At 34.7% G+C, this 25,747-nt stretch carries 26 protein-coding genes and 1 pseudogene; 26 read left to right on the top strand and 1 reads right to left on the bottom strand.

Annotated elements, in window-relative coordinates; genetic code table 11:
• Positions 1-24: 24 nt before the first annotated feature.
• The 10 genes from QOR44_RS06290 (at position 25) to pezT (ending at position 7,667) form a co-directional block, all read left to right on the top strand.
• On the top strand, positions 25-324 hold the full coding sequence (locus QOR44_RS06290) for a DUF5962 family protein (protein WP_017648288.1): 300 nt from the start codon (positions 25-27) through the stop codon (positions 322-324).
• Between the two features lie 13 nt (positions 325-337).
• A complete protein-coding gene (locus QOR44_RS06285) occupies positions 338-637 on the top strand; it encodes a DUF5966 family protein (protein WP_025195498.1) in 300 nt (99 codons plus the stop codon).
• A 118-nt stretch (positions 638-755) separates the two neighbouring features.
• Positions 756-3,437: a hypothetical protein gene (locus QOR44_RS06280; RefSeq protein WP_283572700.1), complete on the top strand. Its 2,682-nt coding sequence runs from the start codon at positions 756-758 to the stop codon at positions 3,435-3,437.
• A 128-nt stretch (positions 3,438-3,565) separates the two neighbouring features.
• Complete coding sequence (locus QOR44_RS06275) at positions 3,566-4,204, top strand: hypothetical protein (RefSeq protein WP_017648285.1); 639 nt, start codon at positions 3,566-3,568, stop codon at positions 4,202-4,204.
• A gap of 39 nt (positions 4,205-4,243) precedes the next feature.
• Positions 4,244-5,320 (top strand): toprim domain-containing protein, encoded by a 1,077-nt coding sequence (locus QOR44_RS06270; RefSeq protein ID WP_017648284.1) that lies wholly within the window; start codon positions 4,244-4,246, stop codon positions 5,318-5,320.
• A 53-nt stretch (positions 5,321-5,373) separates the two neighbouring features.
• Positions 5,374-5,601 carry a DUF5965 family protein gene (locus tag QOR44_RS06265; protein ID WP_017648283.1) on the top strand — a complete coding sequence of 76 codons (228 nt, stop codon included), beginning with the start codon at positions 5,374-5,376 and terminating at the stop codon, positions 5,599-5,601.
• The gene (locus tag QOR44_RS06260; RefSeq protein WP_017648282.1) at positions 5,598-5,987 is read left to right on the top strand and encodes a DUF5945 family protein; all 390 of its coding nucleotides are present in this window, start codon (positions 5,598-5,600) and stop codon (positions 5,985-5,987) included. The genes QOR44_RS06265 and QOR44_RS06260 overlap by 4 nt, the downstream gene beginning before the upstream one ends.
• 49 nt (positions 5,988-6,036) lie before the next feature.
• Positions 6,037-6,327, top strand: coding sequence for a hypothetical protein (locus tag QOR44_RS06255; RefSeq protein ID WP_017648281.1), 291 nt, complete (start codon positions 6,037-6,039; stop codon positions 6,325-6,327).
• A gap of 69 nt (positions 6,328-6,396) precedes the next feature.
• Positions 6,397-6,873, top strand: coding sequence for a type II toxin-antitoxin system antitoxin PezA (pezA, locus tag QOR44_RS06250; RefSeq protein ID WP_017648280.1), 477 nt, complete (start codon positions 6,397-6,399; stop codon positions 6,871-6,873).
• Positions 6,873-7,667: a type II toxin-antitoxin system toxin PezT gene (gene pezT, locus QOR44_RS06245; protein WP_017648279.1), complete on the top strand. Its 795-nt coding sequence runs from the start codon at positions 6,873-6,875 to the stop codon at positions 7,665-7,667. Before pezA ends, pezT begins: the two co-directional genes overlap by 1 nt.
• A gap of 65 nt (positions 7,668-7,732) precedes the next feature.
• Here the strand turns inward: pezT and QOR44_RS06240 are convergent.
• A pseudogene (locus QOR44_RS06240) lies at positions 7,733-8,963 on the bottom strand (IS110 family RNA-guided transposase).
• A 303-nt stretch (positions 8,964-9,266) separates the two neighbouring features.
• Here QOR44_RS06240 and QOR44_RS06235 point away from each other — a divergent pair.
• The 16 genes from QOR44_RS06235 to QOR44_RS06160 all read left to right on the top strand — a co-directional run bounded on the left by QOR44_RS06235 (position 9,267) and on the right by QOR44_RS06160 (position 25,740).
• Positions 9,267-11,339 carry an ATP-dependent nuclease gene (locus QOR44_RS06235; RefSeq protein ID WP_069987943.1) on the top strand — a complete coding sequence of 691 codons (2,073 nt, stop codon included), beginning with the start codon at positions 9,267-9,269 and terminating at the stop codon, positions 11,337-11,339.
• Complete coding sequence (locus QOR44_RS06230) at positions 11,321-13,246, top strand: UvrD-helicase domain-containing protein (RefSeq protein WP_069987935.1); 1,926 nt, start codon at positions 11,321-11,323, stop codon at positions 13,244-13,246. Before QOR44_RS06235 ends, QOR44_RS06230 begins: the two co-directional genes overlap by 19 nt.
• 19 nt (positions 13,247-13,265) lie before the next feature.
• Positions 13,266-13,856, top strand: a complete 591-nt coding sequence (locus QOR44_RS06225; RefSeq protein ID WP_024390982.1) for a hypothetical protein — start codon at positions 13,266-13,268, stop codon at positions 13,854-13,856.
• 337 nt (positions 13,857-14,193) lie between these two features.
• A complete protein-coding gene (locus QOR44_RS06220; RefSeq protein ID WP_000529541.1) occupies positions 14,194-14,553 on the top strand; it encodes an SAG1252 family conjugative relaxosome accessory protein in 360 nt (119 codons plus the stop codon).
• A 9-nt stretch (positions 14,554-14,562) separates the two neighbouring features.
• Complete coding sequence (locus QOR44_RS06215; RefSeq protein ID WP_000263045.1) at positions 14,563-14,928, top strand: MobC family plasmid mobilization relaxosome protein; 366 nt, start codon at positions 14,563-14,565, stop codon at positions 14,926-14,928.
• Entirely contained in the window at positions 14,915-16,777 is a 1,863-nt protein-coding gene (locus QOR44_RS06210) for an SAG1250 family conjugative relaxase (RefSeq protein ID WP_017648276.1), read from the top strand. Before QOR44_RS06215 ends, QOR44_RS06210 begins: the two co-directional genes overlap by 14 nt.
• Before the next feature lie 181 nt (positions 16,778-16,958).
• Positions 16,959-17,714 (top strand): DeoR/GlpR family DNA-binding transcription regulator, encoded by a 756-nt coding sequence (locus tag QOR44_RS06205; RefSeq protein WP_001032085.1) that lies wholly within the window; start codon positions 16,959-16,961, stop codon positions 17,712-17,714.
• Between the two features lie 224 nt (positions 17,715-17,938).
• On the top strand, positions 17,939-18,364 hold the full coding sequence (lacA, locus tag QOR44_RS06200) for a galactose-6-phosphate isomerase subunit LacA (RefSeq protein ID WP_000215989.1): 426 nt from the start codon (positions 17,939-17,941) through the stop codon (positions 18,362-18,364).
• A gap of 32 nt (positions 18,365-18,396) precedes the next feature.
• Entirely contained in the window at positions 18,397-18,912 is a 516-nt protein-coding gene (lacB, locus tag QOR44_RS06195; protein ID WP_000686148.1) for a galactose-6-phosphate isomerase subunit LacB, read from the top strand.
• A gap of 10 nt (positions 18,913-18,922) precedes the next feature.
• On the top strand, positions 18,923-19,855 hold the full coding sequence (lacC, locus tag QOR44_RS06190) for a tagatose-6-phosphate kinase (protein ID WP_000604311.1): 933 nt from the start codon (positions 18,923-18,925) through the stop codon (positions 19,853-19,855).
• A 2-nt stretch (positions 19,856-19,857) separates the two neighbouring features.
• Positions 19,858-20,838, top strand: coding sequence for a tagatose-bisphosphate aldolase (gene lacD / locus QOR44_RS06185; RefSeq protein ID WP_000244546.1), 981 nt, complete (start codon positions 19,858-19,860; stop codon positions 20,836-20,838).
• 235 nt (positions 20,839-21,073) lie between these two features.
• Complete coding sequence (locus QOR44_RS06180; protein ID WP_141444559.1) at positions 21,074-21,907, top strand: PRD domain-containing protein; 834 nt, start codon at positions 21,074-21,076, stop codon at positions 21,905-21,907.
• A 36-nt stretch (positions 21,908-21,943) separates the two neighbouring features.
• A complete protein-coding gene (locus QOR44_RS06175; RefSeq protein ID WP_141444560.1) occupies positions 21,944-22,261 on the top strand; it encodes a PTS lactose/cellobiose transporter subunit IIA in 318 nt (105 codons plus the stop codon).
• Positions 22,261-23,958, top strand: coding sequence for a lactose-specific PTS transporter subunit EIIC (locus QOR44_RS06170; RefSeq protein ID WP_001013688.1), 1,698 nt, complete (start codon positions 22,261-22,263; stop codon positions 23,956-23,958). Before QOR44_RS06175 ends, QOR44_RS06170 begins: the two co-directional genes overlap by 1 nt.
• 72 nt (positions 23,959-24,030) lie before the next feature.
• Complete coding sequence (lacG, locus tag QOR44_RS06165) at positions 24,031-25,437, top strand: 6-phospho-beta-galactosidase (protein ID WP_000169291.1); 1,407 nt, start codon at positions 24,031-24,033, stop codon at positions 25,435-25,437.
• Between the two features lie 24 nt (positions 25,438-25,461).
• Positions 25,462-25,740, top strand: a complete 279-nt coding sequence (locus QOR44_RS06160; RefSeq protein ID WP_000477312.1) for a DUF3884 family protein — start codon at positions 25,462-25,464, stop codon at positions 25,738-25,740.
• Positions 25,741-25,747: the final 7 nt, after the last annotated feature.

Below are 25,747 nucleotides of genomic sequence, written 5' to 3'. Positions count from 1 at the left end.
GAAATAACATAAGGAGAATAGATCATGGCCCAAACACTAGAAGAAATGCGTTATCAACTTGAAGAATGGTTGGCACAAGGTTTTACAAGCCCAGAAGATAGGGCAAACTACCAAAACTTAAAGGAACAGTATGAAGATGAAACTCTTGATTATAGCTTTTCAAAGCGTGAAATCACTAGACAGTTGGAACTCATCATCACAACTCGTGAGAATGATTTTCCAAGCTTAGATGAGGTGACGAAGGCAGAATACCTTGATTTGGTTGCCCAACTTGATGATTTAGACAAGGGACAGGCTGACTATTATCGCAAGCAATTAGCCTAGAAAGAGGTGTAAGATATTGGAACAAATTCTACAAAGCCTTCTGATTATCATAGCAATAGGACTGATGTTGCTTGTCCTTTATCGGATTGTGAAAGTTTCAGGTGCTTTGTTACTTACCGGACTTATCAATGGATTAGTCTTTATTGAAATCTATGGGGTTTACCTCTTCCTCACAGAACGAAATCTCTATACAGAAGATTTAGCCACCAATGGTATTTGGAGTTTTACAGGATTTTTTATTATTTTTAATATTCTGCTAGTGCTTGGACTGATGACCAACATCGTGAAAAGGAGAATTATGGAATATAAATAGGGCTACCTAAGTTTGGGTAGCCCTATTTATATTCCATAATTTAGAGACAAACTCATATTGGTATTTGTATGCTTTCTATATATCAGGTATAATCATTATTAATTTGAAAAAAGAAGAGGTGTTTTGCTTGTTTGAAAAATTAATCCTATATTCCCCAATAATTATTCTTATATTGTCCTATATTCTGAAGTTTTTTTGGCTTAGATTTTCAATCTTTGTAGATGAATTAATTTCAGGTGACAAAATAAAATATTTTTCTCATATTTTATTTTGGTCAATTATAAGTTATATATATTGGGTATGCCATCAATACGAGATTTTAATATTTCAAACTAGTGATAATAATTTAGATTTAGTATCACTAGTTTCTCTAGTCTTGACAATTTGGGCAAGTTATGGTGTTTATATCGGTTTTTTACAATTTATGGCTGGTTATGATAATAAAGAAAAAGGAACGTACTTAGGTTATCATAAAATGGATTTTTTGACCAAAAGCAATGTTTGGTACCATTTAACAAATTGTTGGGAATTCTTCGGCTCTTTATTACTTTCAATTGTTATTCCTATTATAGTTAAATTTAATACATCAATTGATATTCGTTATCAATATCTTTGGCAGGCTATAGTTGGTTTCCTATTGATTTTGTTTATTTTTCTTTTGAAATTTAGCTTAAAAGTGGTTAAAATAACCATATTTATCAACAAAAATACAGATGGAGGTCTGAAAGCAGTTATTAAATCGGATATTGAAAATAGATATAATAAATACTTTAATAAATTAATCAAGCAAAAATTTTCTTATGGTGCTAGGGAGAGTTACTTTAGACAAGTCAAAATGGATTTATCCAATATTGACAATAATACAGATAAAATCATATTTTTAAATGTTGTTTATTTTACCAACTCAAGTTCTAAAATAATTGATAAAGTTGAGGGATATAAGGAATGGGATATTGTCAATTATAAGTCCTTTATAAAAGAAAAATACGATTTAATTTCTCATAATAATTGTGAAGATGATAAATTAATTTCTTTTGCAATTTCTTTATTCAAGCTAGATGTTCAGATATTTGATAAATTAATTAAAAAGGATATACGTTGGATAGAGATTGATAATAGTTTTGAGTCTTTAGGTATTACGAGAAAAAAAGAAGTTTTAGGTGTAGAGTATAATTCGAAAGTTCGCAGACTTGGAATTAATTGGTATGAATATAGTAAAATAAATAACATACATTTTTGTATTTTTGAAATATTAGCGGAGATGGCCAAAAATAAACTAGCAATATCACAACTGGTAAATCTAATTCAGGAAAGATTTTCTCAAAATTTTAGTAGGGGCAGTTACTGGGAAACAAATAACACAGATAAATTATTTGTTTTTGAAAAGTCAATTTCTGATTCTAGTCTTCTGATTTCCAAAGAAGACTTTAAAAGAATCGAGAAGATAGATGTATTTTACTCTTCGACCTACCCTGAAATTGAATCTAATTCTGATACTAGCAACATATATTTCTTATTGCATTCAAATATAATAAAAATTGATTTCCATTTTAAAAACGGCGGACAGTATTATGTTAAACGTAATGAGATTAGAGACTATTATAATGAATATGAAGAGAAGGTTTGGAATATTCTGTTTGATAAATATAGTGACTCGGATGATTTGTCAGATGTATTTCTCCCTAATTTAAGAGAGCCTGAGATAATATTAGATTCTTTTGGAGATCGTGATGAGATTGTTATTCGAGACTATGATAATAAGCTTGGCTATTCTAGAATATGTTTTAAGTACCTAACTGATAATTATGACTATGTTGACAGTAGTACTTCAAATTTTACCAATTTATTAGAAATCGTAAAAACGATGTCTGTTAACTACCGTGGGGCATTTGCATTATATCAATTGCTGTATCCAGAAAATCGGAATTGGGATTCGAGTGTTGAAAATTACTTAGAGATTCTATCAGAAGTTTTGTCATCAAGAAGAGAAGAAAGAGGAAAAATTTATAATGATATAGTTTCAATAATCACTGAGATTGAATACGGTAAGGGTCTTGATGAGAAAGTTCTTGGAAAGGTATTTGAGACAAAAGATATTGAACTTATTGATGATGAGTTTTTGAAAGATTTCAAAGGGATTCCTAACTTAAAACTCATTGTAGTTCAAAGTATATTGTCTACCCATACATATGGTTTTAGAAGTATAGAGTTGCAAGACAGATGGGAAAAACAAGATTTAGTTGAACAATATATAAGAGGGCTTTCTATAACCCCTAATTTATTTCCTAGCTATACTGATGATAATAAGACTTTGAATTCATCTATGAGTGAGTTTTTATTGAAGAATATGGAGTTACTAACCTCTTATGATTTTGGACAGTTACCTTTAAGTTCACTTTTATTGTTTGAAAAACTCTTACATCGGAAATGGTGGGGAGATAACAAGCATGATGAACAAGAATTTATGGTTAATCTTATTAAAGAAAAAGTTGAATATCGATTGAGCGGTTATCGTTACAGCCTCGAGAGGTCTTTATTGAAATTTTTCACTTTAAAATTGACAGAGGGTCAAGGGAATCAGTATTTAAGAGTTGTTAATGAAAAAGATTTTAAAAAAGAATTTAAGTTTTCTTTACTTAATCATCTTAAGAGAAATCAATTGACACTAGATATGTATTTAGATGGGATTACTGATGAACTTAAAAAATATGATTGTATAATGATCGGTATTTATGAAAGAGAATTAATTAAAAGAGAGGTAGAAAAAATTATTTTTTCAAATTATTTTTCGCTTGAATAATTGCGATTATAAAATATAGACTTCATAATAAAAGTAACTGGATTACCAATGCGTAGTCCTTTTTCTTGTGATAAAATCTCCAAGTTAATCTTGATATGATGTAGCTATCACTAATAAAGGAGTAAGCCATGTTAAACAAAGCGAAGGCTCAATTTCTAATTGGAGTAGGTAGTTTAATCGCAGTCAGTTTTATGGTTATGATTGGCTATACGATTGGCTCACAATCCATTTCAAAGCAAACAGAGAAGCAAATACGAGCAGAAGCCAATAAACTTGTGACAAAGGAAAAGCAGGAAGAAAAAGCAACGGTCTTATCAGGTGAGCTTGTCAAAGAATTTCTCACTCAATATTATACAAAGGTCCACCTAGGAGAAAATAACACTCGTATCAAGCCTTACATGACGGATTCGGCATATTCAGAAGAGGAAGCAAATCAGAATAAAGCGATTAATCAAGTTTATAAAGATTATATGCTTGACTACCGATTCGAATTAGCCAGTATCTATGTCAATATAGAAAGCAATGTTGCACTTGCGGAAGTTACCTATCAAGTGACCTATGTATCTGATTTGAGTGAGCAACAACAGCGAACCACTCAGACAGAAACCAAGACAGTTATGGTGTCCTACTCCAAAGTTTCCGACAAGCTCCTGGTTAATCAGTTGACTATTTGGAATGGGAAACTAGAGGACATGAAAGAAGCCACAAATGGTACCAATTCCAGCATACCAATGATCCAAGGAACTACAACAAGTGAGAACAACTAGCAGGAGACAGTCTTCTGCTTTTTTTGATAGGGAGACAAGATGACACGAATTAAAGCAGTAAAACAAAAGGCTATTTTAGAAGTTGCGGAAAGTCTGGGTTATTCCTTCAGACGTTTATCAGAACAAATTTATGAACACCCAGATCATGATTCCTTTCGGATTTTTGCGGATACCAATACTTTCAAATGGTTTTCAAGAGATATACAAGGGGATGTAATTGACTTTGTTCAATTAGTGGCAGGTGTTTCTTTCAAAGAGGCTGTATCTTATCTTGAAACCGGGGATTTTGAACAGACCAAAGTAATAGAAGAGGTTTATCAACCGTTTCACTATTATTTGCGTGAAGAACCCTTTCAGCAAGCACGTACTTACTTGAATGAAGTTCGTGGTCTAAGTGATCAGATTATCAATACCTTTGGTAGACAAGGATTGCTTGCTCAAGCTACTTATCAAGCGGAGTCGGTTTTAGTGTTTAAAAGCTATGACCATAATGGGATTTTACAGGCCGCTAGCCTTCAAGGTCTCATCAAAAATGAAGAAAAGCACGATCGAGGTTATCTCAAAAGAATCATGAAAGGATCTCATGGCCATGTCGGTATTAGTTTCGATATTGGGAATCCCAAGCGACTCATTTTTTGTGAATCAGTTATCGATATGATGAGTTATTATCAGCTTCATCACAAGCAGCTATCAGATGTTCGCCTGATTTCAATGGAAGGCTTAAAACTTTCAGTGATGGCTTATCAGACTTTGCGTCTAGCAACAGAGGAACAGGGAAAATTGGCATTTCTAGATACAGTAAAACCAAGCAGATTTAGCCATTATCTTCAGGCAATACAAGAGACGACAACCTTTTTTCAAACTCATTCAAACGTCATAACAACGGCTGTTGATAACGATGAAGCAGGAAGAGAATTTTGTCAGAAACTGTCAGATAAAGGATTTCCGATTTCTCAAGATTTACCACCATTGCAGGGCCTTGAAACAAAGTCAGATTGGAATGATATTGTGAAACAGCAGAGTGAACTACCCTTAAGTGATTTTATCCAAACAGCCCAAGCACAAGTCAATAAGAATCATCCTCCACCAAAACGAGAGTGTGTTTTGGAATTGTGATAACAAAATCAAGTCCGCTATCATAATCTAGAAAGTGACAAGGAGGATACCTTATGAGTGTGATTGAACGTCTGGCTGAAAAAGTAGCTAGGCAAGAAGAAAAGGTCTCACGTGAGACGGAGAAATTGGGAAACTATCGTGATCAACTACAAACAGCTATGTACAGTACATTTATCAAACGGCAACAATCTAGTCAGTTGTCATTTCATGAAGCACTAGAGCAAGCCTTTGGTAAAGAATCTACACTACCCCCAGATTACAGAAATGAGGATACAGAATGAGTAAAACATGGAATTTTGATCAGCCACTAGACGATGTGAAACCAACATCGTCCCATGAAGAACGAGCTAAAATCGCAGCACTTTTTCATAAACAGGTTGAAAAACCAATTGAAGAAGTAGATTATGAGGCTGCTTTTGAACAGCAACAAAAGGAGTCAGAATCTAAAGATGTACAGATGCCTGAATCAAAAGTTAAACAAAATCAGCCGAAGAAGGTAAATATTACAAGTGACTACAAACAGCACTTGGCAGATACCATTGCACAAAATAACAAGGATATTTCCGCCTGTCAGACGCAAATTGAAGAACTTCATCAATTGATTGATGAAAAGAAAATCCAAAATAAAAAGTTACAGGCTATCTCAGTAGCCATTGATGATTTATAAATTAGGTAGTCTTATGCGGGCTACCTTTTTACAATGTAAGGAGAAGATAATGAAATTTTTTCAAAAGAAAACACAGAATCAAGACCGATTTAAACGACTGATCCATCGACTTTCAGAGATGTCAGATATTGAATTAACCAAAGTAGAGAAACTCGTAGATGTGGTTTTCGATACAAGTTTCAAGTCTAGTGAGAGAGCAGAATTATCCCGAAACGATATAACTACTGAGGAACAAAGTCTTGATAGATCAATCCAGGAAGCGAAAAATAAACTGAATACTGGGCAGTTGGAGAAGCGAATAGAGCAGTTTAAGCAATCGAAGAAACCTAAAAACAGATAACGCACCAAATATGGTGCGTTATCCGTTTTTTATGGTATAATGAAAGCAAATATGAGGAGGTCTTTATCTATGATTGGAGACAATATAAAATCACTACGCCGAACACACGATTTAACACAGCCAGAATTTGCGAAAATGGTCGGGATTTCACGCAATAGTCTGAGTCGCTACGAAAATGGAACCAGCACTGTTACAACTGAACTCATCGACCGTATTTGTCAGAAATTTAACGTTTCTTATGTCGATATTGTAGGAGAGGACAAGATGTTAACACCTGTTGAAGATTACCAACTGACTTTAAAAGTAGAAGTGATCAAAGAACGTGGAGCAGCCATTTTATCACAGCTTTATAGATACCAGGATAGTCATAATATTGCTTTTGATGATGAATCTAATCCTTGGATTTTGATGAGTGATGACTTGGCCGAATTGATCAATACGAAAATTTACCTTGTTGATACTTTCGATGAAATAGAGCGTTACAATGGCTATTTAGATGGTATTGAGCGGATATTAGACATGGTGTATCATCGGGTGGTGGCATAATGAGATTGGAAGAATTTAGTAAGGCTGACTTTCAGAAGGCCTTGCAGCGAACCATTCGGGCTTTAACCAGAGGAAAGACGATTCCAGATCGACCGAAAGCTATCTTGCTTGGAGGACAAAGCGGGGCAGGTAAGACGACTATTCATCGTATCAAGCAAAAAGAATTTCAAGGTAATATCATTATCATCGATGGTGATAGCTACCGTTCTCAGCATCCCAATTACTTAGCCCTGCAAGAAAAGTATGGAAAGGACAGCGTGGACTATACCAAGGGATTTGCAGGAAAAATGGTAGAGCATCTGGTTGATGAACTTAGCACACAAGGTTATCATTTGCTGATTGAGGGAACCTTGCGAACTACTCAAGTTCCTCGTCAAATTGCTCAATTATTAGCTTCTAAAGGATATCAGATTTCCTTAGCTGTGATTGGTACCAAACCAGAATTGTCCTATCTCAGCACTCTGATTCGTTATGAAGAGCTTTATGCCATAGATCCCAATCAGGCTAGAGCAACACCAAAAGAACACCATGATGGGATTGTAGAGAACTTGGTTGATAACCTAAGGGAGTTAGAAAGAGAGCAACTCTTTGATTGTATTCAGATTTATCAAAGGGATAGGACTTGTATCTATAATTCTGAAACAGATGAAGGTTCCGCAGCAGAAGTGCTACAAGAGTGTCTCTTTGGAAAATGGAGTAAAGTCGAGGAAGAGATGATGAAGGCAGGACAGGAACGGTTGAGGGAGTTGTGTAATAGAGATAGAGAGGAAAAGTTTGAAAAAAATAAAAGCTAATTGATTTATTGTTTATCCTGATTTTGGGCGCACTAAAAAGAGGTGTTGAAACCTGATTTTTGAGATTAAGCGACATTGAATCCGTGCTGTTGTGCAAAACGAACAGCGTCTTGAACAAACATCGTTTTATCAGGATTTCGTATTTCGGTCAGTCCTAGTAAAACAGGATTGTAGTCTTCTTGTTTCCGTAGCACTTGGTACACAGAAACCAGTAATCTGCGACAGATAGCGATAATAGCTTTTCGATGTCCACGGCGTTTCTTGAGTTTAAGATACTTGTTTCTCAATTCTGGATGCTTATCAGATTTGACAACAGCGTTTGCGACTTGAACAAGGAAAGGTTTCAGGTATTTTCCCCCTTTAGAAATGCGCGTAGAAAACTTTTTCCCAGCACTTTCATTGTTGGCAGGGACAAGTCCAGCCCAGGAACACAGTTTGGCAGCTGAATCAAAGACTGTCATATCGCAACCAATTTCTGAGATGATTCTGAAAGCAGATAAGTCTTCTTTGAAACGAGGTACGGTTTGAATTAGTTTTACTTGATGTTGATAGTCTTGTCCCAGTTCCCGAATCATCTGTTCCAAATCTTCTTTACAGATAGCTAAGGCATCATAATGAGCTTTGATAACTCTGATTTTCTCAGCTTGTTCAGGTGGTAAAGCACCTTCCATAGCGATTTCCAAGTCTTGGACTTTATTCTTCATTCTCTTGTGAACCAGTTGCTCAATACTGGGTTTATCTTGTGGATTGTCAAGGATGCTCTTAATAATAGCTTGAGCACTTTTTCCGAAAAAATCGGAAACGACACTTGCAATTTGAAGATTAGACCAAGTGAGACAGTTCTGATACCGATTTTTCTCGCCAACCTGAAGTTGTGTTAGCTTCATGCGATATCTGAAAAGGTCACGGAGTTGTCTGATTTTGAGCTGGGGAATAAAGCTAGAAGCAACTAAATCATGCTTGAAAAGGTCGGCTATCCATTGCGCATCTTTCTTGTCGGTTTTCTTTCCTCGAATAGCTTTGACATATTTGGGATGAGCTAAGCAGACATTGGTCTGTTCTTCTAGGATATTGAAACCAGGAATCCAGTATTTACCAGTAGATTCCATACAGACATCGAAGCAGGAATAATATTCCAACCAATCACGTAGCTGAGTGAGTCCATTGGTAAAGGTGGAGAAGCGTTTACGATGGTACTCAGTAATTCCTTGATTATTGGTGATAGCAATAACTGCTACGACAAAAGTTTTATGCACATCAATTCCACAACAATTTAGGATAAACGATTTTTAACATAGGAGGAAACTCCTTTCTCAAAAGTAGAGAAGCTCCTATCCCTTGACTGCTCTTCCCTTTCACAAACGAGTCGCTTATCCAAGTATAAGTTTACGTGCTCTTAGTCACAGTTAGTTGTGCTTGATAGGAAGAACCACACCTATAATTATTCGAGGTAGTAGCTGAACTACTCACTTACTCTCCTCCCCGTGATTTATAGTAGTGATAGGGCTTCTCACTGTTATTATAGACAAAAATAAAGAGCATAACACCTTTTCATTCAGTGTTGTGCCTTGAGTGAAACGAAAGGAATAAATTATAATTATGAAAATTAAAAAAATTTATGTACAAAATTATCGTTTATTGAAGGATTTTTCTCTAGAGTTGAAAAATGATTTATCTTTAATTGTTGGTAAAAATAATTGTGGTAAGACTTCGGTTTTATCTGTGTTAGAAAAGATATTCAATAAGAGTTCTAGTAATACCCTAACATGGGAAGATATTAGCTTAAGTCATAGAAAAGAAATTTATGAAAAAATAAAGTTAGTTTCTGGCATTCCTGAGAAAGACTGGGAACCCATTTTGGGTATTAGTCTTCAAATTTGGATTCAATATTCGGAAACAGATTCGTATCAGAATATCAAAACGTTCATGATGGATTTAAATCCCGATAATGATTTTGTTATTCTTGAATTTACGTATATAATCCCTATTCAAAAACTTCGTGATTTAAATCTTCAAGTTAGTGATTTTATAGATGATTTTTCAAAGTTTGAGTCGTTCATGAAGAAAAATCTGAGTAAACTTTTCGAAATGCAGATTTACTCACTGGGATACGATCCTTCTACTCAAAAATTAACAGAAGAAAAATCTGATTTACTTGAAATGAAAGATGTTCATAAAATTATTAAAGTAAGAGGGATCAGTGCTAGTCGAGAAGTATCTAATAAAGAAAATAACCATTCATTGTCTAAGACGTCAAATCGATTTTATAAATTAAATAATGGTGAAGATATTGACAGCGCTGCAAATAATTTATTTCAATCTGCAATTTTAAAGGCCGATGAGACTTTAACGAAAGCTTATAGTGGTGATGATAGTAGCGAAGGTATATTTACTCCAGTCTTTGAACGAGTAAAAAGATTTGGTGGAAATGATAGTGAGGCAGAGTTGGCAATTCATTCATCATTGTCTGAGAAAGATATTTTAAGTAATAATACGACGCTATATTATAAGCATGATGATAGTCTCTTGCCTGAAACATATAATGGTTTGGGGTATTTAAACCTATATGGAATAATTTTTGAAATTGAGACTGTAATGGCAGATATAAAAAAAGATCCTGCAGAGATTAACCTAGTTTATATTGAAGAGCCAGAATCGCATACACATCCACAATTACAGTATATTTTTATCAAGAATATTAAAGATTTGTTAAAAGTACACGATGATGAACTGAAAACACGTGGAGCTACTAGTGGTATTCAAACTTTAATTACAACTCATTCATCTCACATAGTTTCTGATTGTAACTTTGATGATCTAATTTATTTTAAGCGTGATAATGGCACAGCAGTATCAAAAGCTTTTAACTCATTGAAAGAAGAATATGGTGATGAACAATTAGGATATAGATTTGTAAAGCAGTATCTTACTCTTAATAGTAGTGAATTATTTTTCGCTGATAAAGTGATCTGTATTGAGGGTGACACGGAAAGAATTATACTGCCAACGATGATGCAAAAGGTGGATATAGCCAATCCGATAAAACAAAATTCAAATATAATGCCATTACTTTCTCAAAACATTTCAATCATTGAAACAGGTGCTCATTCACAAGTATTTAGAAAACTATTTGAGTTCTTAGGAATTAAAGTACTAATTATTACGGATATTGACAGTACGAAGGAAGAAGAAGTAACGGATAAAAATGGAAGAGTGCGTACTGTTAATAAATCTTGTGCTCCTATAAACGGTACTCATATTAGTAATAACTCTATCATAGATTTTTTTGGAAAAGATAATTTGAAATCTGATACAAAGACTCAATTTGAATTAGTGGCTGAAAAACAAAAAGATGAAAAATGCATTGGGAATTTTCGAATTGCATATCAAATTCCCGAAGATGACAACGGTTATCAGCCTGCTAGTTTTGAGGATGCCTTTATCGGTTTAAATAAAGAATTCATTATTAAACGAAAAGATGGTCTTATTGAATATGAAGCTTTAAAAAATTTTGATGATGGTGAGATAGAAGATTTCTATAAATTTGCTAGGAATAAAGTGAACAAAAAATCTGCATTTGCATCAAGTTTATTATATTTTGAAGATGAAGAAAATACTTGGAAAGTACCTAACTATATTTCGGAGGGATTATTATGGTTGAGAGAACAATAGAATCAGAGGTAGAAAAAATATTTGAAATAATAAAACAAGATCAAAATTTTATTCTTGAGGGTGGTGCTGGAAGCGGGAAAACTTATTCGTTAATTTCCATTATTGAAAAAATATCTATTGAGGAACCGAAACAATCGATTATATGTATTACTTATACTAACAACGCTGTTGCAGAGATTAGGTCACGAATCATTAATGATAATTTATGGGTTTCAACAATTCACGAGTTTATCTGGTATGTCATTGGAAGTTTCCAAAAAGAGATTAAAGAATGTCTTGTTGAGTTGATAAATGATGATTCACAAAAGTTATTCGTTATACCAAAGGAAGTATTTGAAGAAGAAATTATTTCACTTGATTATTTTGATTATGTTCGTGTTGAATATGCTGAATGGTATTCTATGAGTAAAACAGACCAAAATAAAGTTCAAATAAGTCATGACCATATTCTTATAGTTGCTGAAAAAATGTTTTCGAAATATAAGAAACTGTGTGATATTTTAGCGGATACTGCAAACTATATTTTTGTTGACGAATATCAAGATACAAGTCCACTAATTGTGAAAATATTATTAGAACATCTTCAAAAGAGTACTAAGAAAAATGTTGTAGGCTTTTTTGGAGATTCTATGCAAGCTATTTATGATTCAGGGGTAGGAGACTTAAATTCTTATAATTTGGCAAAGATACAAAAAGTTCAAAATCGTCGTAATCCTAAAAAAGTTATTGATTTAGCCAATAAAGTTAGAAATGATGGTTTAGTTCAAACTCCCTCCAACGATGATACAGCTCCCAATATGGAAGATGGGAGTGTCATTGCTGGAACAGTGAAATTTGTCTACGGGAACGATATTAATCAACTTGATGTTCTTAGAAAGAGTAAACTATATAAATCTTTAGAATTTGATATAGCTAAAAAAACAAAAGAATTACGTCTGACACATAAACTTAATGCAGAAATGGCGGGTTTCTCTAAGTTATTTGAATTATATAATACTGATCTATTTGTGAAATTAATTACAGGTATAAAGAAAAAAATCAACGAAAATAAGATATCTGATAAAGGAAAAACGTTTGAAGAACTAGTAGAAGAGGCTAAAATAGCTGTTAGAAGGGGAGGTCCATTAATAATTGATGTGGTTAATTCCATCCCAGAACTTTTGGCTTTTTACGATGAAATTAAGACGTGCTCGTTTGAAGAAGTTAGTAATAAGAGTAAAGTTAATAAAGAATCGCTGTTAGCTTATAAATTTAATGGATTAAGTAATAGATATGAAGCGGGCACAGATAGGGATAGGATTCTTAAAAGGTTAGATTTAATGTATGAGCTATTAGAGCTGTATAAAACAGGTAAGCATAATGAATTCTTACGTATTACTAAATTTAATATATCTTCGTCAGAAGATAAAATTAGTCTATCTAAAGTTATGTCAAAAATCTCTGTTGATGATATTACAATTGGAAAAGTCATAGAACTTGCAGAGGAAAGTGGATTAATTTCAAAGGATGACTTATTTACTAATTTTATTGAAAGTAGGGGACATTATTTATGGTCACGACTTAAGATAATGCCATTTCAAGAATATGTAAATAGTATTGCTTATCTCAGAGAATATGTATCTGTTATAACGCAGCATAAGGTTAAAGGTAGTGAATATGAGAATGTTTTAGTTTTATTAGATAATGGAAAATGGAATCAATATAATTTTGATACCTTGTTTGGAAAAGGTTCTCCTAATGAGAATGTTCAAAATAGAACGAGAAAATTATTTTATGTCACTATTACTAGGGCGATGAAAAATTTAATTATTTATATGCCGAGTAATGATAAACAGATTATTGAAAAGGCACAAGATTACTTCGAATTAGATGATATTGTTGATGTTTTGTCTTTCGTTGATGAATAGATTTTAGTAAGGAGGAAGTATGATTATATTAGACACTGAATTGTTGGAATTTGATATTACTGGTATTTTTGGTTCTGAAATTAATCAACACATTGATTTTTATAATGATGGGGTTAATGAAGCCTATATGGCAATAAAAAATAATGATAAGAGTACTGCATTATCTATTTTACGAGCATTAAAATCACAATTAGATAGGGAATATAAGTATTTCGATTCTAAGAGGTTTTGGGATTTTAATTCTCTAAACGATGCATATAGTTATGTTGACGGTATAAATAGAGCGAGTAGAGCGTTAGTAGGAACACCAAATTATAGAAATATGAATTCTATGCTTTATGATATTAAAGATTATATGACTAGGCATAGATATGAAGAGGATATTCTTTATGGGAATAAATTCGCACTCGCAGTAGATATTCGTTTAGATGAGATGACAAATCAAGAGTATCATTCCCGTGTCGGACAATTACTTCATGGGATAAGAGCATTTTATCTGCGACCAGGAAAAGGAACTGCAAAAGAATGTATTGAACTTTCTAAAGTTTTTTCACAAAAGAGTTTAGAACCGTATGTCTTTAAAGAATATTTTGCTAAATATTTAAGATAATTTTTTGAGAGCTATGGCTCTCTTTTCTCTTACCCTCATTTTTCATTTTGTGATACCTTTTCCAAATCACCTCTATTATCCTAATATCATTCCTAAAAAAATCAATCCATGATTTTTCACTTGGGGTTTGGGGGCGTAGCCACCAAGTTATCTTATCGTTAGCTGTCAAAACTGGAAAGTTCTGGTCAGCTGGCGATATGATTTTTGGGATATTGTGGCCACAATATCTGAGCTCGCAAAGACCGAAAAAGAAGAGAGTGAGGTCTTTAGGAAGCGTACTGACAATGTGAGGCAGCCTGACATTGTCAGACAAGTATAATGTTGAAAGGATAGTAGGATGGGACAAGAAATTAAGTTGATTCGTAAGCAATTTAGAATCACGAGACAAGAAGAAAAACAGATAAAAGAAATGATGAGGGAACAAAAACTGGATAGTTTCTCAGAATTTCTTCGTCAAAATTTGTTGAAAAAGAATTATCAGGATAGAATTTTTGAAAGTTGGTTCTCCCTTTGGCAATCTCAAAAGTTTGAGCAGATTAGTCGAGATGTGTATGAAGTTTTGATTATTGCAAGAGAAAATCACCAAGTGACTCAAGAACACGTTTCAATCTTATTGAGCTGCGTTCAAGAATTGATAGCGGAAGTCAATCAAGTACAACCACTCAGTCATGAGTTTCGTGAAAAATACATGAGATAGGAGGCTACTATGGTTTATCGATATCGCACTAATCTCAAAAAAGTATTTTTAACAGATTCAGAGTTACATCAATTGAATGAACGAATTGCTAAGAGTCATTGTCAAAATTTTTCAGTCTATGCCAGAAAAGTGTTGCTGAATCCCAATATGTCATTTGTCACGATTAACACTGATACCTATGAGCAGTTAGTGTTTGAATTGAGACGGATTGGAAATAACATCAATCAAATTGCGCGTGCGATCAATCAAAGTCATCTGATTTCTCAAGAACAGTTACAAGAATTAAGTAAGGGAGTTAGTGAGTTGATTACTGGAGTGGAGAAAGAATTTCAAGTGGAAGCGAAAAGACTGAGGGAGTTTCATGGTAGTCACTAAACACTTTGTAACGCACGGAAAAAAATACCGTAGGCGTCTGATTAAGTATATCCTCAATCCCGATAAAACGGACAATTTGAAATTGGTATCTGATTTTGGCGTGAGCAATTACTTAGACTTTCCCAGCTATGAAGAAATGGTAGAAATGTACAATGTCAACTTTACCAATAACGACAAGTTGTACGAATCTAGAAATGACCGACAAGAAAAACACCAGCAAAATATTCATGCCCATCACCTCATTCAATCATTTTCTCCTGAGGATAATCTGACACCTGAAGAAATTAACCGCATTGGTTATGAGACCATGATGGAATTAACAGGGGGCTATTTTCGTTTCATCGTGGCAACTCATACAGACAAAAATCATGTTCATAATCACATCCTAATCAACGCCATTGACCGTAATTCAGATAAAAAGTTGATATGGAACTATGCCTTGGAACGAAACCTTCGTATGATTTCAGACCGTATTTCTAAAATGGCGGGAGCAAAAATTATCGAGAAGCGGTACTCCTACCGTGACTATCAAAAATATAGGCAGTCTAGTCATAAATTTGAATTGAAACAACGTCTGTATTTTTTGATGCAACAGTCAAAGTCTTTTGATGATTTTTTAGAAAAAGCAGTGCAGTTACATGTTTATATTGATTTTAGTCAGAAGCATAGTCGATTCATGATGACGGATAGAGCAATGACAAAACCAATTCGAGGACGCCAACTCAGCAAACGAGATTTATATGATAAAGAATTTTTTAGAACGCATTTTGCTAAGCAAGAGATTGAAAGTCGTTTAGAATTTTTGTTGAACCGTGTCAATTCTTTAGAAGAGTTACTAACAAAAGCAAAAGAATTGAATCTAACCATTGACTTGAAACAAAAAAATGTTGTCTTTACTCTTGAAGAAAATGCCAAGCAGATAAGTCTGAGTCATAAAAAAATAAGTGAGACAAAGTTGTATGATACTGCCTTTTTTCAGAATTATTTTGAAGATAAGGAGTTGCTTTCCTCAGAAGTAGTTGAAAGTCTTCGAGAACAATATCATGCTTTTCAAGAAGAACGAGATAAGGATAAGGTATCCACTGAAGAGATTGAAGAAGCCTTTGAGACATTTAAGGAAAAACGAGATGCCGTTCATGAATTTGAAGTGGAACTTGCAGAGCACCAAATAGAGAAGCTAGCTGATAAGGGCGTTTTTATCAAGGTGTCTTTCGGTGTCAAACAGAGCGGTCTTATTTTCATTCCCAACTATCAATTAGATATTCTTGAAGAAGAGAATCGGAAAAAATTTAGAGTCTATATCCGTGAGACAACCTCATACTTTATCTATAACAAAGAACATTCGGATAAGAATCAGTATATAAAAGGGCGAACCTTGATTAGACAGCTAACCAACGATAGTCGAGTGATACCATACAGAAGACCAACTGTTGAACGACTTCAAGAAAAGATTTCTGAGATTAACCTCTTGATTGAGCTAACTGAGACAGACAAAAAATACCAGGACATCAAAGACGAACTGGTCGCAGAAATAGCAGAGCTAGATATCAAACTGACTCAAACAAATGAAAAAAACGCCACCTTAAACAAGATGGCGGAAGTGCTTATCAATCTAAAGAGTGATGATCCGAATAGTCGAAAACTAGCAAGGTATGATTTTTCAAAACTGAATATGACAGAATCAATTTCAATAGAACAAGTGAATAAAGAGATTGTCATGGTTCAACAGGATTTCAAACTTTATGTGAATGACTATGAGAAGAGTACAAAAAGACTGGAAAAATTTCTAAAAATCTTGAATTTTGATAACGGAGTTGACAAACATTTTGATGAGGAGATTTCGTTATAGTATAAAGATATTCAAGATTTATTAGAAGCAAGCGCTTAATATTCAGATTTTGACTTAATTGTTCACACCTTAATAAGAAAATAGTAATAATAATTTATCTATGAGTTTTGTTTAAAAAACAAACAAAAAATGTTGAATAATGTTTAAGGAAGAGATATAATAAAATAAAGGAGGCTGTAAAATGAATAAATTTCAACGTTTAGAAGAGATTACGAAATTAGTTAACAAAAAAGGGACTGTTCGTGTTTCTGAAATTATGGAATCTTTTGGTGTAACAGATATGACCGTTCGTAGAGACTTAATCGAACTGGAAGAACAAGGGTTGCTAAAAAAAATTCATGGTGGAGCAAGAAGTAATTCAGCTTTCCAATACCGAGAGATTTCACATAAAGAAAAACATACATTGAATATAGAAGAAAAACGCCATATTGCTAAATTAGCCGCAAATATCATTGAAGAAGGGGATACTATCTTTTTAGGTCCTGGTACTACGGTTGAGAGTTTTGCAGAAGAAATCAATAATCAACGATTGAGTGTCGTAACAAACTGTTTGCCTGTATTTAATATCTTACTTAAGAAAAAATCAGAGACATTTAAAGTTTTTCTCTTAGGAGGTGAGATGCGGCAGGTCACGGAATCATTTGTAGGAGAAGTGACAAATACAAGTTTAGAAAAAATGCACTTTAGTAAAATGTTTTTTAGTGCAAATGGTAATCGTGAAGATGATGTTATGACTTCAACAGTTGAAGAGGCTTATACCCAACGTTTAGCGATTAGCCGATCGGTTGAACAATATCTTCTGCTGGATAGTTCAAAAATAGGAAAAGAGGATTTTTCAGTCTTTTGCCAACTTTCACAGTTAACAGCTGTTATAACCGATAAAAAAGACGAGGAAAAGGTCAGTCAACTCGCGAAATGGACGGAAATAATTAATTAACAAGGCTTAAATTCTTGCCAGGCAAAAATAATGTTAACATTATCGTCTTCACAGCTAGTTTGGTCATGATTTAAAAGAACATTCTATGATAGATGTTCTTTTTTAGAAACAAATAAACAAAAACAAACAAAAAATAAACAAAAAAGGGTTGACAAGATGTTTTTTAATGTTTATAATATAATTGTAAATCAAACAAAACAACATTTTTGAACAGGAGAAAACAGATGACAGTTATTATTGGTGCTGATAAAGCAGGCTTAGAATTGAAAGAAATCGTTAAATCTTATTTGGTAGAACTTGGTCATGATGTCCAAGATGTTTCTGCTGAAGGTTGTGATTTTGTTGATACAACACTAGCAGTAGCTAAAGAAGTAACTGCTAACGATGTTAACCTAGGAATCATAATTGATGCATACGGTGTTGGCTCATTTATGACGGCTACTAAAATTAAAGGCATGATTGCTGCTGAAGTTTCAGATGAACGTTCAGCTTATATGACCCGCGGGCACAATAATTCTCGCATTATTACAATGGGGTCTGAAATTGTTGGTCCTGGCGTTGCAAAAAACATTGCTAAAGGATTTGTCGAAGGTGAGTATGACGGTGGTCGTCACCAAATCCGTGTCGACATGCTTAACAAAATGTGCTAATAAAAAATAATATAATCAAGAGGTAAAATAAGATGAAAATTGCTGTTGGCTGTGATCATATTGTAACAAACGATAAAATTGCTGTTGTTGACTACTTGAAGACTCAAGGTTATGAAGTCATTGATTGTGGAACTTATGACAATGTTCGGACTCACTATCCAATTTTTGGAAAAAAAGTGGGTGAAGCTGTTGCGAGTGGTGAAGCAGATTTAGGTGTTTGTATCTGTGGAACTGGCGTCGGAATCAATAATGCTGTAAACAAGGTGCCAGGAATTCGTTCAGCTTTGGTACGAGATATGACTTCTGCAATCTACGCTAAAGAAGAGTTGAATGCTAATGTAATTGGTTTTGGTGGTAAAATCACTGGTGGCTTATTAATGACGGATATTATTGAAGCATTTATCCATGCAGAATATAAACCAACTGAAGAAAACAAAGCGTTGATTCAAAAAATTGCAAAAGTTGAAAGTTTGAATCAAGGACAAGCTGATCCGCATTTCTTCGATGAGTTTTTAGAAAAATGGGATCGCGGAGAATACCACGACTAAGAGGTGAATCATGATTTTAACAGTCACTATGAATCCGTCGGTTGATATTGCTTATCAACTGGATGTCTTTAATCTAGATACGGTTAACCGTGTTGCTGAAACACACAAAACCCCTGGAGGTAAGGGCTTAAATGTTACACGAGTTCTTTCTCAAGTCGGAGATGATGTTCTTGCTACTGGTATATTGGGTGGCAAAATCGGTGAATTTATCCAAAAGGAATTAGATCAAGTTGGTATTGAGCATGATTTTTCACCAATATCAGGAGAAACACGCAACTGTATTGCGGTTTTACATGAAGGTCAGCAAACAGAGATTTTAGAGTCAGGACCAACTATTTCTGATGAGGAAGGTAAAGCATTTTTAGAGCACTTTGAAAGCCTGGTTAAGCAAGTAAGTATTATTTCTATTTCAGGTAGCCTACCGAAGGGATTGCCAGTGGATTTTTACTCTAAAATGATTGAGATTTGTGAGCGTTATCAGAAGCCTGTGGTGTTAGATTGTTCTGGCCAAGCCTTATTAGAAGTATTGAAAGGACATGCAAAACCTACAGTAATTAAGCCTAATACAGAAGAATTGTCTCAGCTTTTAAATATGGAAGTTACGGGTGATACTAATGTCTTAAAAGCAACTCTTGATCAAGATTTATTTGACGGAGTGGAATGGGTGATTGTATCACTAGGTTCGAAGGGTGCTTTTGCAAAACATATTGATTCGTATTATCAGGTGACGATTCCCAAAATAGAAGTAGTCAACCCAGTAGGTTCGGGTGATTCAACGGTAGCAGGAATTACATCAGCTCTTTACCATGCAGAATCAGATGAAGAGTTATTGAAAAAAGCCAATTGTTTGGGGATGTTAAATGCCCAAGAAAAACAAACCGGCCATGTTAATATGGCAAACTATTCAGCATTATTTGAACGTATTAAAGTAGAAGAGGTATAATCATGGTATTAACAGAACAAAAACGTCGTTACATGGAAAAATTAAGTGATGAAAATGGTATTATTTCAGCATTAGCATTTGACCAACGTGGTGCTCTAAAACGTTTGATGGCACAATATCAAACTGATGAGCCAACAGTTGCTCAAATGGAAGAGCTTAAAGTATTGGTTTCTGAAGAATTGACGCCATTTGCTTCATCTATGCTTTTGGATCCTGAATACGGTTTGCCTGCCACTAAGGTACTTCATAAAGACGCAGGGTTGCTTCTCGCTTATGAAAAAACAGGCTATGACACCACTAGCACGAAACGCTTACCAGATTGCTTGGTTGATTGGTCTGTAAAGCGTTTGAAAGAAGAAGGGGCAGATGCCATTAAATTCTTGCTCTACTATGATGTCGATAGTGATGAAGCGACAAATCGTCAGAAACAAGCTTATATTGAACGTATCGGTTCAGAATGCACAGCTGAAGATATTCCGTTTTATCTCGAAATCCTAGCTTATGATGAGAAAATCGCTGATGCTTCAAGTGCAGAATATGCCAAAGTTAAACCACGCAAGGTTATTGAAGCAATGAAAGTCTTTTCTGATGACCGTTTTGGTATTGATGTCTTGAAGGTAGAAGTTCCAGTCAATATGAATTTCGTAGAAGGCTTCGGTCAATCCGAAGTGGTATATACTAAAGAAGAAGCTGCTTCTTATTTCAAACAACAGGATGAAGCGACTCAGCTTCCATATATCTACCTGAGCGCAGGCGTATCAGCTAAGCTTTTCCAAGACACTTTGGTTTTTGCCAAAGAATCTGGTGCAAACTTTAACGGTGTCCTTTGTGGGCGTGCAACTTGGGCTGGCAGTGTCAAAGACTATATTGAACAAGGTGAAGGAGCTGCTCGTGAGTGGTTACGTACTACTGGATTCCAAAATATTGATGAATTGAACAAGGTCTTGAAAGAAACAGCAACACCTTGGACAAAACGTATTTAAACATTATAACAACATAAAACAAACAAAATTTTAAAAAATGTCATTTTTTTAAACAGAAAGGGTTTACAAACCTCTTGTCCTGTGTTATAATAAGTTCATAAATCGAATACGGGTAGATCGTAACTATTACGAATAGGCGAGACTACAAATGAATGGAAGGTAAGCCTTTGCTATCTTTAGTTTATTTGTGGTCTCTTTTTCTATCCAATTATAAATCAAGAGGGGGAGGTAATAAATGTATCGTGTTTTACAAGCCCTTAATAATAATGTCGCTTTAGTAAAAGATGAGCATGATCAACAGTTTGTGGTGATGGGACTTGGGATTACTTTTCAGAAACGAAAAGGAGATCTCGTTATTGCTGATAAGATTGAAAAAGTCTTTTCCTTAAAAAGCACAGAATCGCAAGAAAATTTCATGACCTTGCTAAAAGATGTGCCATTAGACTTTATCACAGTCACCTATGATGTGATTGAAACCTTGTCAAGCAAATATTCCTATCCCGTTCAAGAATATCTCTATGTTACCTTAACGGACCATATTCATTGTGCATATAAGGCGGTTCTTGAAGATAATTATCAAGAAAGTAAGTTGTCGAATATTTCACAAGAATATAGCATAGAGTATGTCATTGCAAAAGAAGCTTTGGCGATGTTTCGTCAGAAACTCTTGAATGATTTACCTGATGATGAGATTGGGAGGATAGCCTTACATTTCATCAATGCAAAAGGGGTAACGGCTGTTGAAAAGTCACCTAAAGTAGACTTAACACGATCGGTGTTATCAAAAGTGCAAGAAGAGTTAGAAAGATTAGGAATTAAGCGAACAAAAGAAAATAGTAATTTTTACGATCGCTTAATGATCCACCTAACATACTTCCTTCAATATTTGGATAGAAGTCCAAATGATAATGGGCCTCTCATGGATATGGGGAAACATATTCAGATAGCCTATCCTGAAGCTTATGATGTTGGTGATAAAATTTATCAAATCATAGCCTCAGAAACAGGTGTAGCGATTCATGAAAGTGAAAAGTTTTATATTGTATTACATGTACAACGCTTACTCTAATCACTGAAATCAAAAATTAATAAAGGAGCTTATAAAATGAATAGAGAAGAAATTACCCTCTTGGGATTTGAAATTGTATCTTATGCTGGTGAAGCACGTTCCAAATTAATAGATGCTTTAAAAGCGGCACAAAATGGCGACTTTGAAAAAGCTGAAGAGTTGGTGGAATCTGCTAATTCAAGCATTGTTGAAGCACACCATGCTCAAACAAGTCTACTACAAAAAGAAGCTGCGGGAGAAGATTTGGCATATAGTGTTACTCTTATGCATGGTCAAGATCATTTAATGACTACCATTTTATTGCAAGATTTAATGAAACACATGATTGAACTTTATAAGAGAGGAGCAAAATAATGAATGGATTAATTGCTCAGATTGAGAAAGGGAAACCTTTCTTCGAGAAAATTTCTCGAAATATCTATCTTCGTGCTATTCGTGATGGTTTTATCGCTGGTATGCCAGTCATCTTGTTCTCAAGTATCTTTATCTTGATTGCCTATGTTCCAAATGCATGGGGCTTCCATTGGAGTAAAGATATTGAGAATCTTTTGATGACACCATACAACTACTCAATGGGTATTTTAGGTTTGTTTGTGGCTGGTACGACTGCGAAAGCATTAACCGATTCAATGAACCGCTCATTGCCTAGCACTAACCAAATCAACTTTATTTCAACCATGCTTGCTGCTATTGTAGGTTTTCTACTAATGGCGGCTAATCCAGCAAAAGACGGTGGTTTCTTAACTGGATTTATGGGAACAAAAGGTTTGTTGACAGCCTTCATCGCAGCATTTATTACCGTAAATGTCTATAAAGTCTGTGTGAAAAACAATGTCACTATTCGCATGCCTGAAGAGGTTCCACCAAATATCTCTCAAGTATTTAAGGATTTGATTCCATTCACGTTATCAGTTGTACTTCTTTATGTGATTGAATTGATTGTTCATACTACTTTAGGCGTTAACGTTGCAGAATCAATTGGTAAACTTCTTGCACCATTGTTCCAAGCAGCAGATGGCTATGTTGGAATCACTATTATCTTCGGTGCATTTGCTTTCTTCTGGTTTGTTGGTATCCACGGTCCTTCTATTGTCGAACCAGCCATTGCAGCGATTACTTACGCAAATGCTGAAACCAACCTTCAATTACTTCAAGCTGGTGAACATGCGGACAAGATTTTGACTTCAGGGACTCAAATGTTCATCGTTACCATGGGTGGTACTGGTGCAACTCTCGTCGTTCCATTCATGTTCATGTGGTTAACAAAATCAAAACGTAACAAAGCCATTGGACGTGCATCTGTTGTTCCAACATTCTTCGGAGTTAACGAACCAATCTTGTTCGGTGCTCCACTTGTTTTGAACCCAATTTTCTTTATTCCATTTATTTTGGCACCAATTGTCAATGTATGGATTTTCAAATTCTTTATTGATACACTTGGAATGAACAGTTTTACTGCAAACTTGCCTTGGACAACACCAGCTCCATTAGGTCTTATTCTTGGGACAAACTTCCAAGTGCTAGCATTCATTTTGGCAGTTTTGTTAATCGTTGTTGATGTCATTATCTACTACCCATTCTTGAAAGTATACGATGAGCAAATTCTTGCTGAAGAAGCAGCAGGTACGAATTCATCTGATGCGCTAAAAGAAAAAGTAGCAGCAAACTTTGACACTAAGAAAGCTGATGCTATTCTTGAAAAATCAGCAGCTAAAGAAACTAAAGTAATCACTGATCAAACTAATGTTCTAGTTCTTTGTGCGGGTGGTGGTACAAGTGGACTACTAGCAAATGCTTTAAATAAAGCAGCTAAAGAATATGGTGCACCTGTCACTGCAGCAGCAGGAAGCTATGGTGCTCACCGTGAAATCTTACCACAATATCAACTTGTTATCCTTGCACCTCAAGTAGCTTCTAACTATGAAGATATGAAAGTGGAAACTGATAAACTTGATATTAAATTAGCTAAAACAGAAGGGGCTCAATACATCAAATTGACTCGCGATGGTCAAGGTGCATTGGACTTCGTTAAAGAACAAATGGAAAAATAATATTTCGCAAGGGAAGGTTGGGGGAACTCAATCTTCCTTTATAGTGAAATGAAAATTTAGAAGAGGTATATCATGACTAAAACATTACCTAAAGATTTTATTTTTGGTGGTGCTACAGCTGCTTACCAAGCTGAAGGAGCTACCCACACAGATGGCAAAGGACCAGTAGCTTGGGATAAATACTTAGAAGACAACTATTGGTACACTGCTGAACCAGCAAGTGATTTTTATAATCGTTACCCTGTTGATTTGAAACTTAGTGAAGAATTTGGTGTCAACGGCATCCGTATCTCTATTGCCTGGTCTCGTATTTTTCCAACAGGAAAAGGAGAAGTTAACCCTAAAGGAGTAGAATACTACCATAATCTCTTTGCAGAGTGTCATAAGCGTCATGTTGAGCCTTTTGTTACACTTCACCATTTTGATACACCAGAAGCTCTCCACTCGGATGGTGATTTCCTCAATCGTGAGAACATTGAACATTTTGTAAATTATGCAGAATTCTGTTTTAAAGAATTCTCAGAAGTTAACTATTGGACAACATTTAACGAAATTGGGCCTATTGGTGATGGTCAATACTTGGTTGGTAAATTCCCTCCAGGTATTCAATATGATCTTGCTAAAGTTTTCCAATCACACCATAACATGATGGTTTCTCATGCTCGTGCCGTGAAACTCTTTAAAGACGGTGGCTATTCAGGTGAAATCGGTGTTGTACATGCTCTTCCAACTAAGTATCCATTTGATGCTAACAATCCTGACGATGTTAGAGCGGCTGAACTTGAAGATATTATCCATAATAAATTTATTCTTGATGCAACTTATCTTGGTAAGTATTCAGATAAAACAATGGAAGGTGTTAACCATATCCTTGAGGTGAATGGTGGTGAACTTGATTTTCGTGAAGAAGATTTTGTAGCACTGGGTGCTGCAAAAGATTTAAATGATTTCCTTGGTATTAACTACTATATGAGTGATTGGATGCAAGCTTTTGATGGCGAGACTGAAATCATTCATAACGGTAAAGGTGAAAAAGGAAGTTCCAAATACCAAATTAAAGGTGTTGGTAGAAGAGAAGCACCAGTAAATGTTCCGAAAACAGATTGGGATTGGATTATTTATCCTCAAGGTCTATATGATCAAATTATGCGGGTAAAAGCAGACTATCCTAATTATAAAAAGATTTACATTACTGAAAATGGTCTTGGTTATAAGGATGAATTTGTAGACGGAACAGTTTATGATGATGGTCGTATTGATTACGTGAAAAAACATTTGGAAGTGATTTCTGATGCGATTTCAGAGGGTGCAAATGTTAAAGGTTACTTCATTTGGTCCTTGATGGATGTCTTCTCATGGTCAAATGGATATGAAAAACGTTATGGTCTCTTCTATGTTGATTTTGAGACACAAGAACGTTATCCTAAAAAATCAGCGCATTGGTACAAGAAAGTTGCTGAAACTCAAGTCATTGATTAATCCTTACTATGAAAGTGTGTACCTATGTTTAAAACATTAAAAAGAGTGACAGACGGTGTTTTAACTTCTGCCTATGAAAAAGTTTATATTGTTAATTTTGAAAAATGTCCATATATTCCATACATCGATCAAGATGTTTTAAAATCTTTAGGGAAATGGTATGTCTCTACTGGAGGAGAATGGATTTGTCATTCAGATTTAGAATTAGATGAATTCAAAATATTTTTTAACAATCTCTTAGAAGATTCTTTAAAAGGGAATGTTAGATATGAAATGGACTATATGCCTTTTCAGCAATCATAGAGTATAA

Source organism: Streptococcus agalactiae (genome assembly GCF_949788565.1).
GTDB lineage: Bacteria > Bacillota > Bacilli > Lactobacillales > Streptococcaceae > Streptococcus > Streptococcus agalactiae.
This window is presented reverse-complemented; position numbering and strand designations above follow the sequence as displayed.

What these genes read in the sequence shown, in the direction of transcription:
- QOR44_RS06290 (WP_017648288.1), top strand. Translation starts at nt 25, where the DNA reads ATGGCCCAAACACTAGAAGAAATGCGTTATCAACTTGAAGAATGGTTG.
- QOR44_RS06275 (WP_017648285.1), top strand. Translation starts at nt 3,566, where the DNA reads ATGTTAAACAAAGCGAAGGCTCAATTTCTAATTGGAGTAGGTAGTTTA.
- QOR44_RS06270 (WP_017648284.1), top strand. Translation starts at nt 4,244, where the DNA reads ATGACACGAATTAAAGCAGTAAAACAAAAGGCTATTTTAGAAGTTGCG.
- QOR44_RS06265 (WP_017648283.1), top strand. Translation starts at nt 5,374, where the DNA reads ATGAGTGTGATTGAACGTCTGGCTGAAAAAGTAGCTAGGCAAGAAGAA.
- QOR44_RS06260 (WP_017648282.1), top strand. Translation starts at nt 5,598, where the DNA reads ATGAGTAAAACATGGAATTTTGATCAGCCACTAGACGATGTGAAACCA.
- QOR44_RS06255 (WP_017648281.1), top strand. Translation starts at nt 6,037, where the DNA reads ATGAAATTTTTTCAAAAGAAAACACAGAATCAAGACCGATTTAAACGA.
- pezA (WP_017648280.1), top strand. Translation starts at nt 6,397, where the DNA reads ATGATTGGAGACAATATAAAATCACTACGCCGAACACACGATTTAACA.
- pezT (WP_017648279.1), top strand. Translation starts at nt 6,873, where the DNA reads ATGAGATTGGAAGAATTTAGTAAGGCTGACTTTCAGAAGGCCTTGCAG.
- QOR44_RS06235 (WP_069987943.1), top strand. Translation starts at nt 9,267, where the DNA reads ATGAAAATTAAAAAAATTTATGTACAAAATTATCGTTTATTGAAGGAT.
- QOR44_RS06230 (WP_069987935.1), top strand. Translation starts at nt 11,321, where the DNA reads ATGGTTGAGAGAACAATAGAATCAGAGGTAGAAAAAATATTTGAAATA.
- QOR44_RS06225 (WP_024390982.1), top strand. Translation starts at nt 13,266, where the DNA reads ATGATTATATTAGACACTGAATTGTTGGAATTTGATATTACTGGTATT.
- QOR44_RS06220 (WP_000529541.1), top strand. Translation starts at nt 14,194, where the DNA reads ATGGGACAAGAAATTAAGTTGATTCGTAAGCAATTTAGAATCACGAGA.
- QOR44_RS06215 (WP_000263045.1), top strand. Translation starts at nt 14,563, where the DNA reads ATGGTTTATCGATATCGCACTAATCTCAAAAAAGTATTTTTAACAGAT.
- QOR44_RS06210 (WP_017648276.1), top strand. Translation starts at nt 14,915, where the DNA reads ATGGTAGTCACTAAACACTTTGTAACGCACGGAAAAAAATACCGTAGG.
- QOR44_RS06205 (WP_001032085.1), top strand. Translation starts at nt 16,959, where the DNA reads ATGAATAAATTTCAACGTTTAGAAGAGATTACGAAATTAGTTAACAAA.
- lacA (WP_000215989.1), top strand. Translation starts at nt 17,939, where the DNA reads ATGACAGTTATTATTGGTGCTGATAAAGCAGGCTTAGAATTGAAAGAA.
- lacB (WP_000686148.1), top strand. Translation starts at nt 18,397, where the DNA reads ATGAAAATTGCTGTTGGCTGTGATCATATTGTAACAAACGATAAAATT.
- lacC (WP_000604311.1), top strand. Translation starts at nt 18,923, where the DNA reads ATGATTTTAACAGTCACTATGAATCCGTCGGTTGATATTGCTTATCAA.
- lacD (WP_000244546.1), top strand. Translation starts at nt 19,858, where the DNA reads ATGGTATTAACAGAACAAAAACGTCGTTACATGGAAAAATTAAGTGAT.
- QOR44_RS06180 (WP_141444559.1), top strand. Translation starts at nt 21,074, where the DNA reads ATGTATCGTGTTTTACAAGCCCTTAATAATAATGTCGCTTTAGTAAAA.
- QOR44_RS06175 (WP_141444560.1), top strand. Translation starts at nt 21,944, where the DNA reads ATGAATAGAGAAGAAATTACCCTCTTGGGATTTGAAATTGTATCTTAT.
- QOR44_RS06170 (WP_001013688.1), top strand. Translation starts at nt 22,261, where the DNA reads ATGAATGGATTAATTGCTCAGATTGAGAAAGGGAAACCTTTCTTCGAG.
- lacG (WP_000169291.1), top strand. Translation starts at nt 24,031, where the DNA reads ATGACTAAAACATTACCTAAAGATTTTATTTTTGGTGGTGCTACAGCT.
- QOR44_RS06160 (WP_000477312.1), top strand. Translation starts at nt 25,462, where the DNA reads ATGTTTAAAACATTAAAAAGAGTGACAGACGGTGTTTTAACTTCTGCC.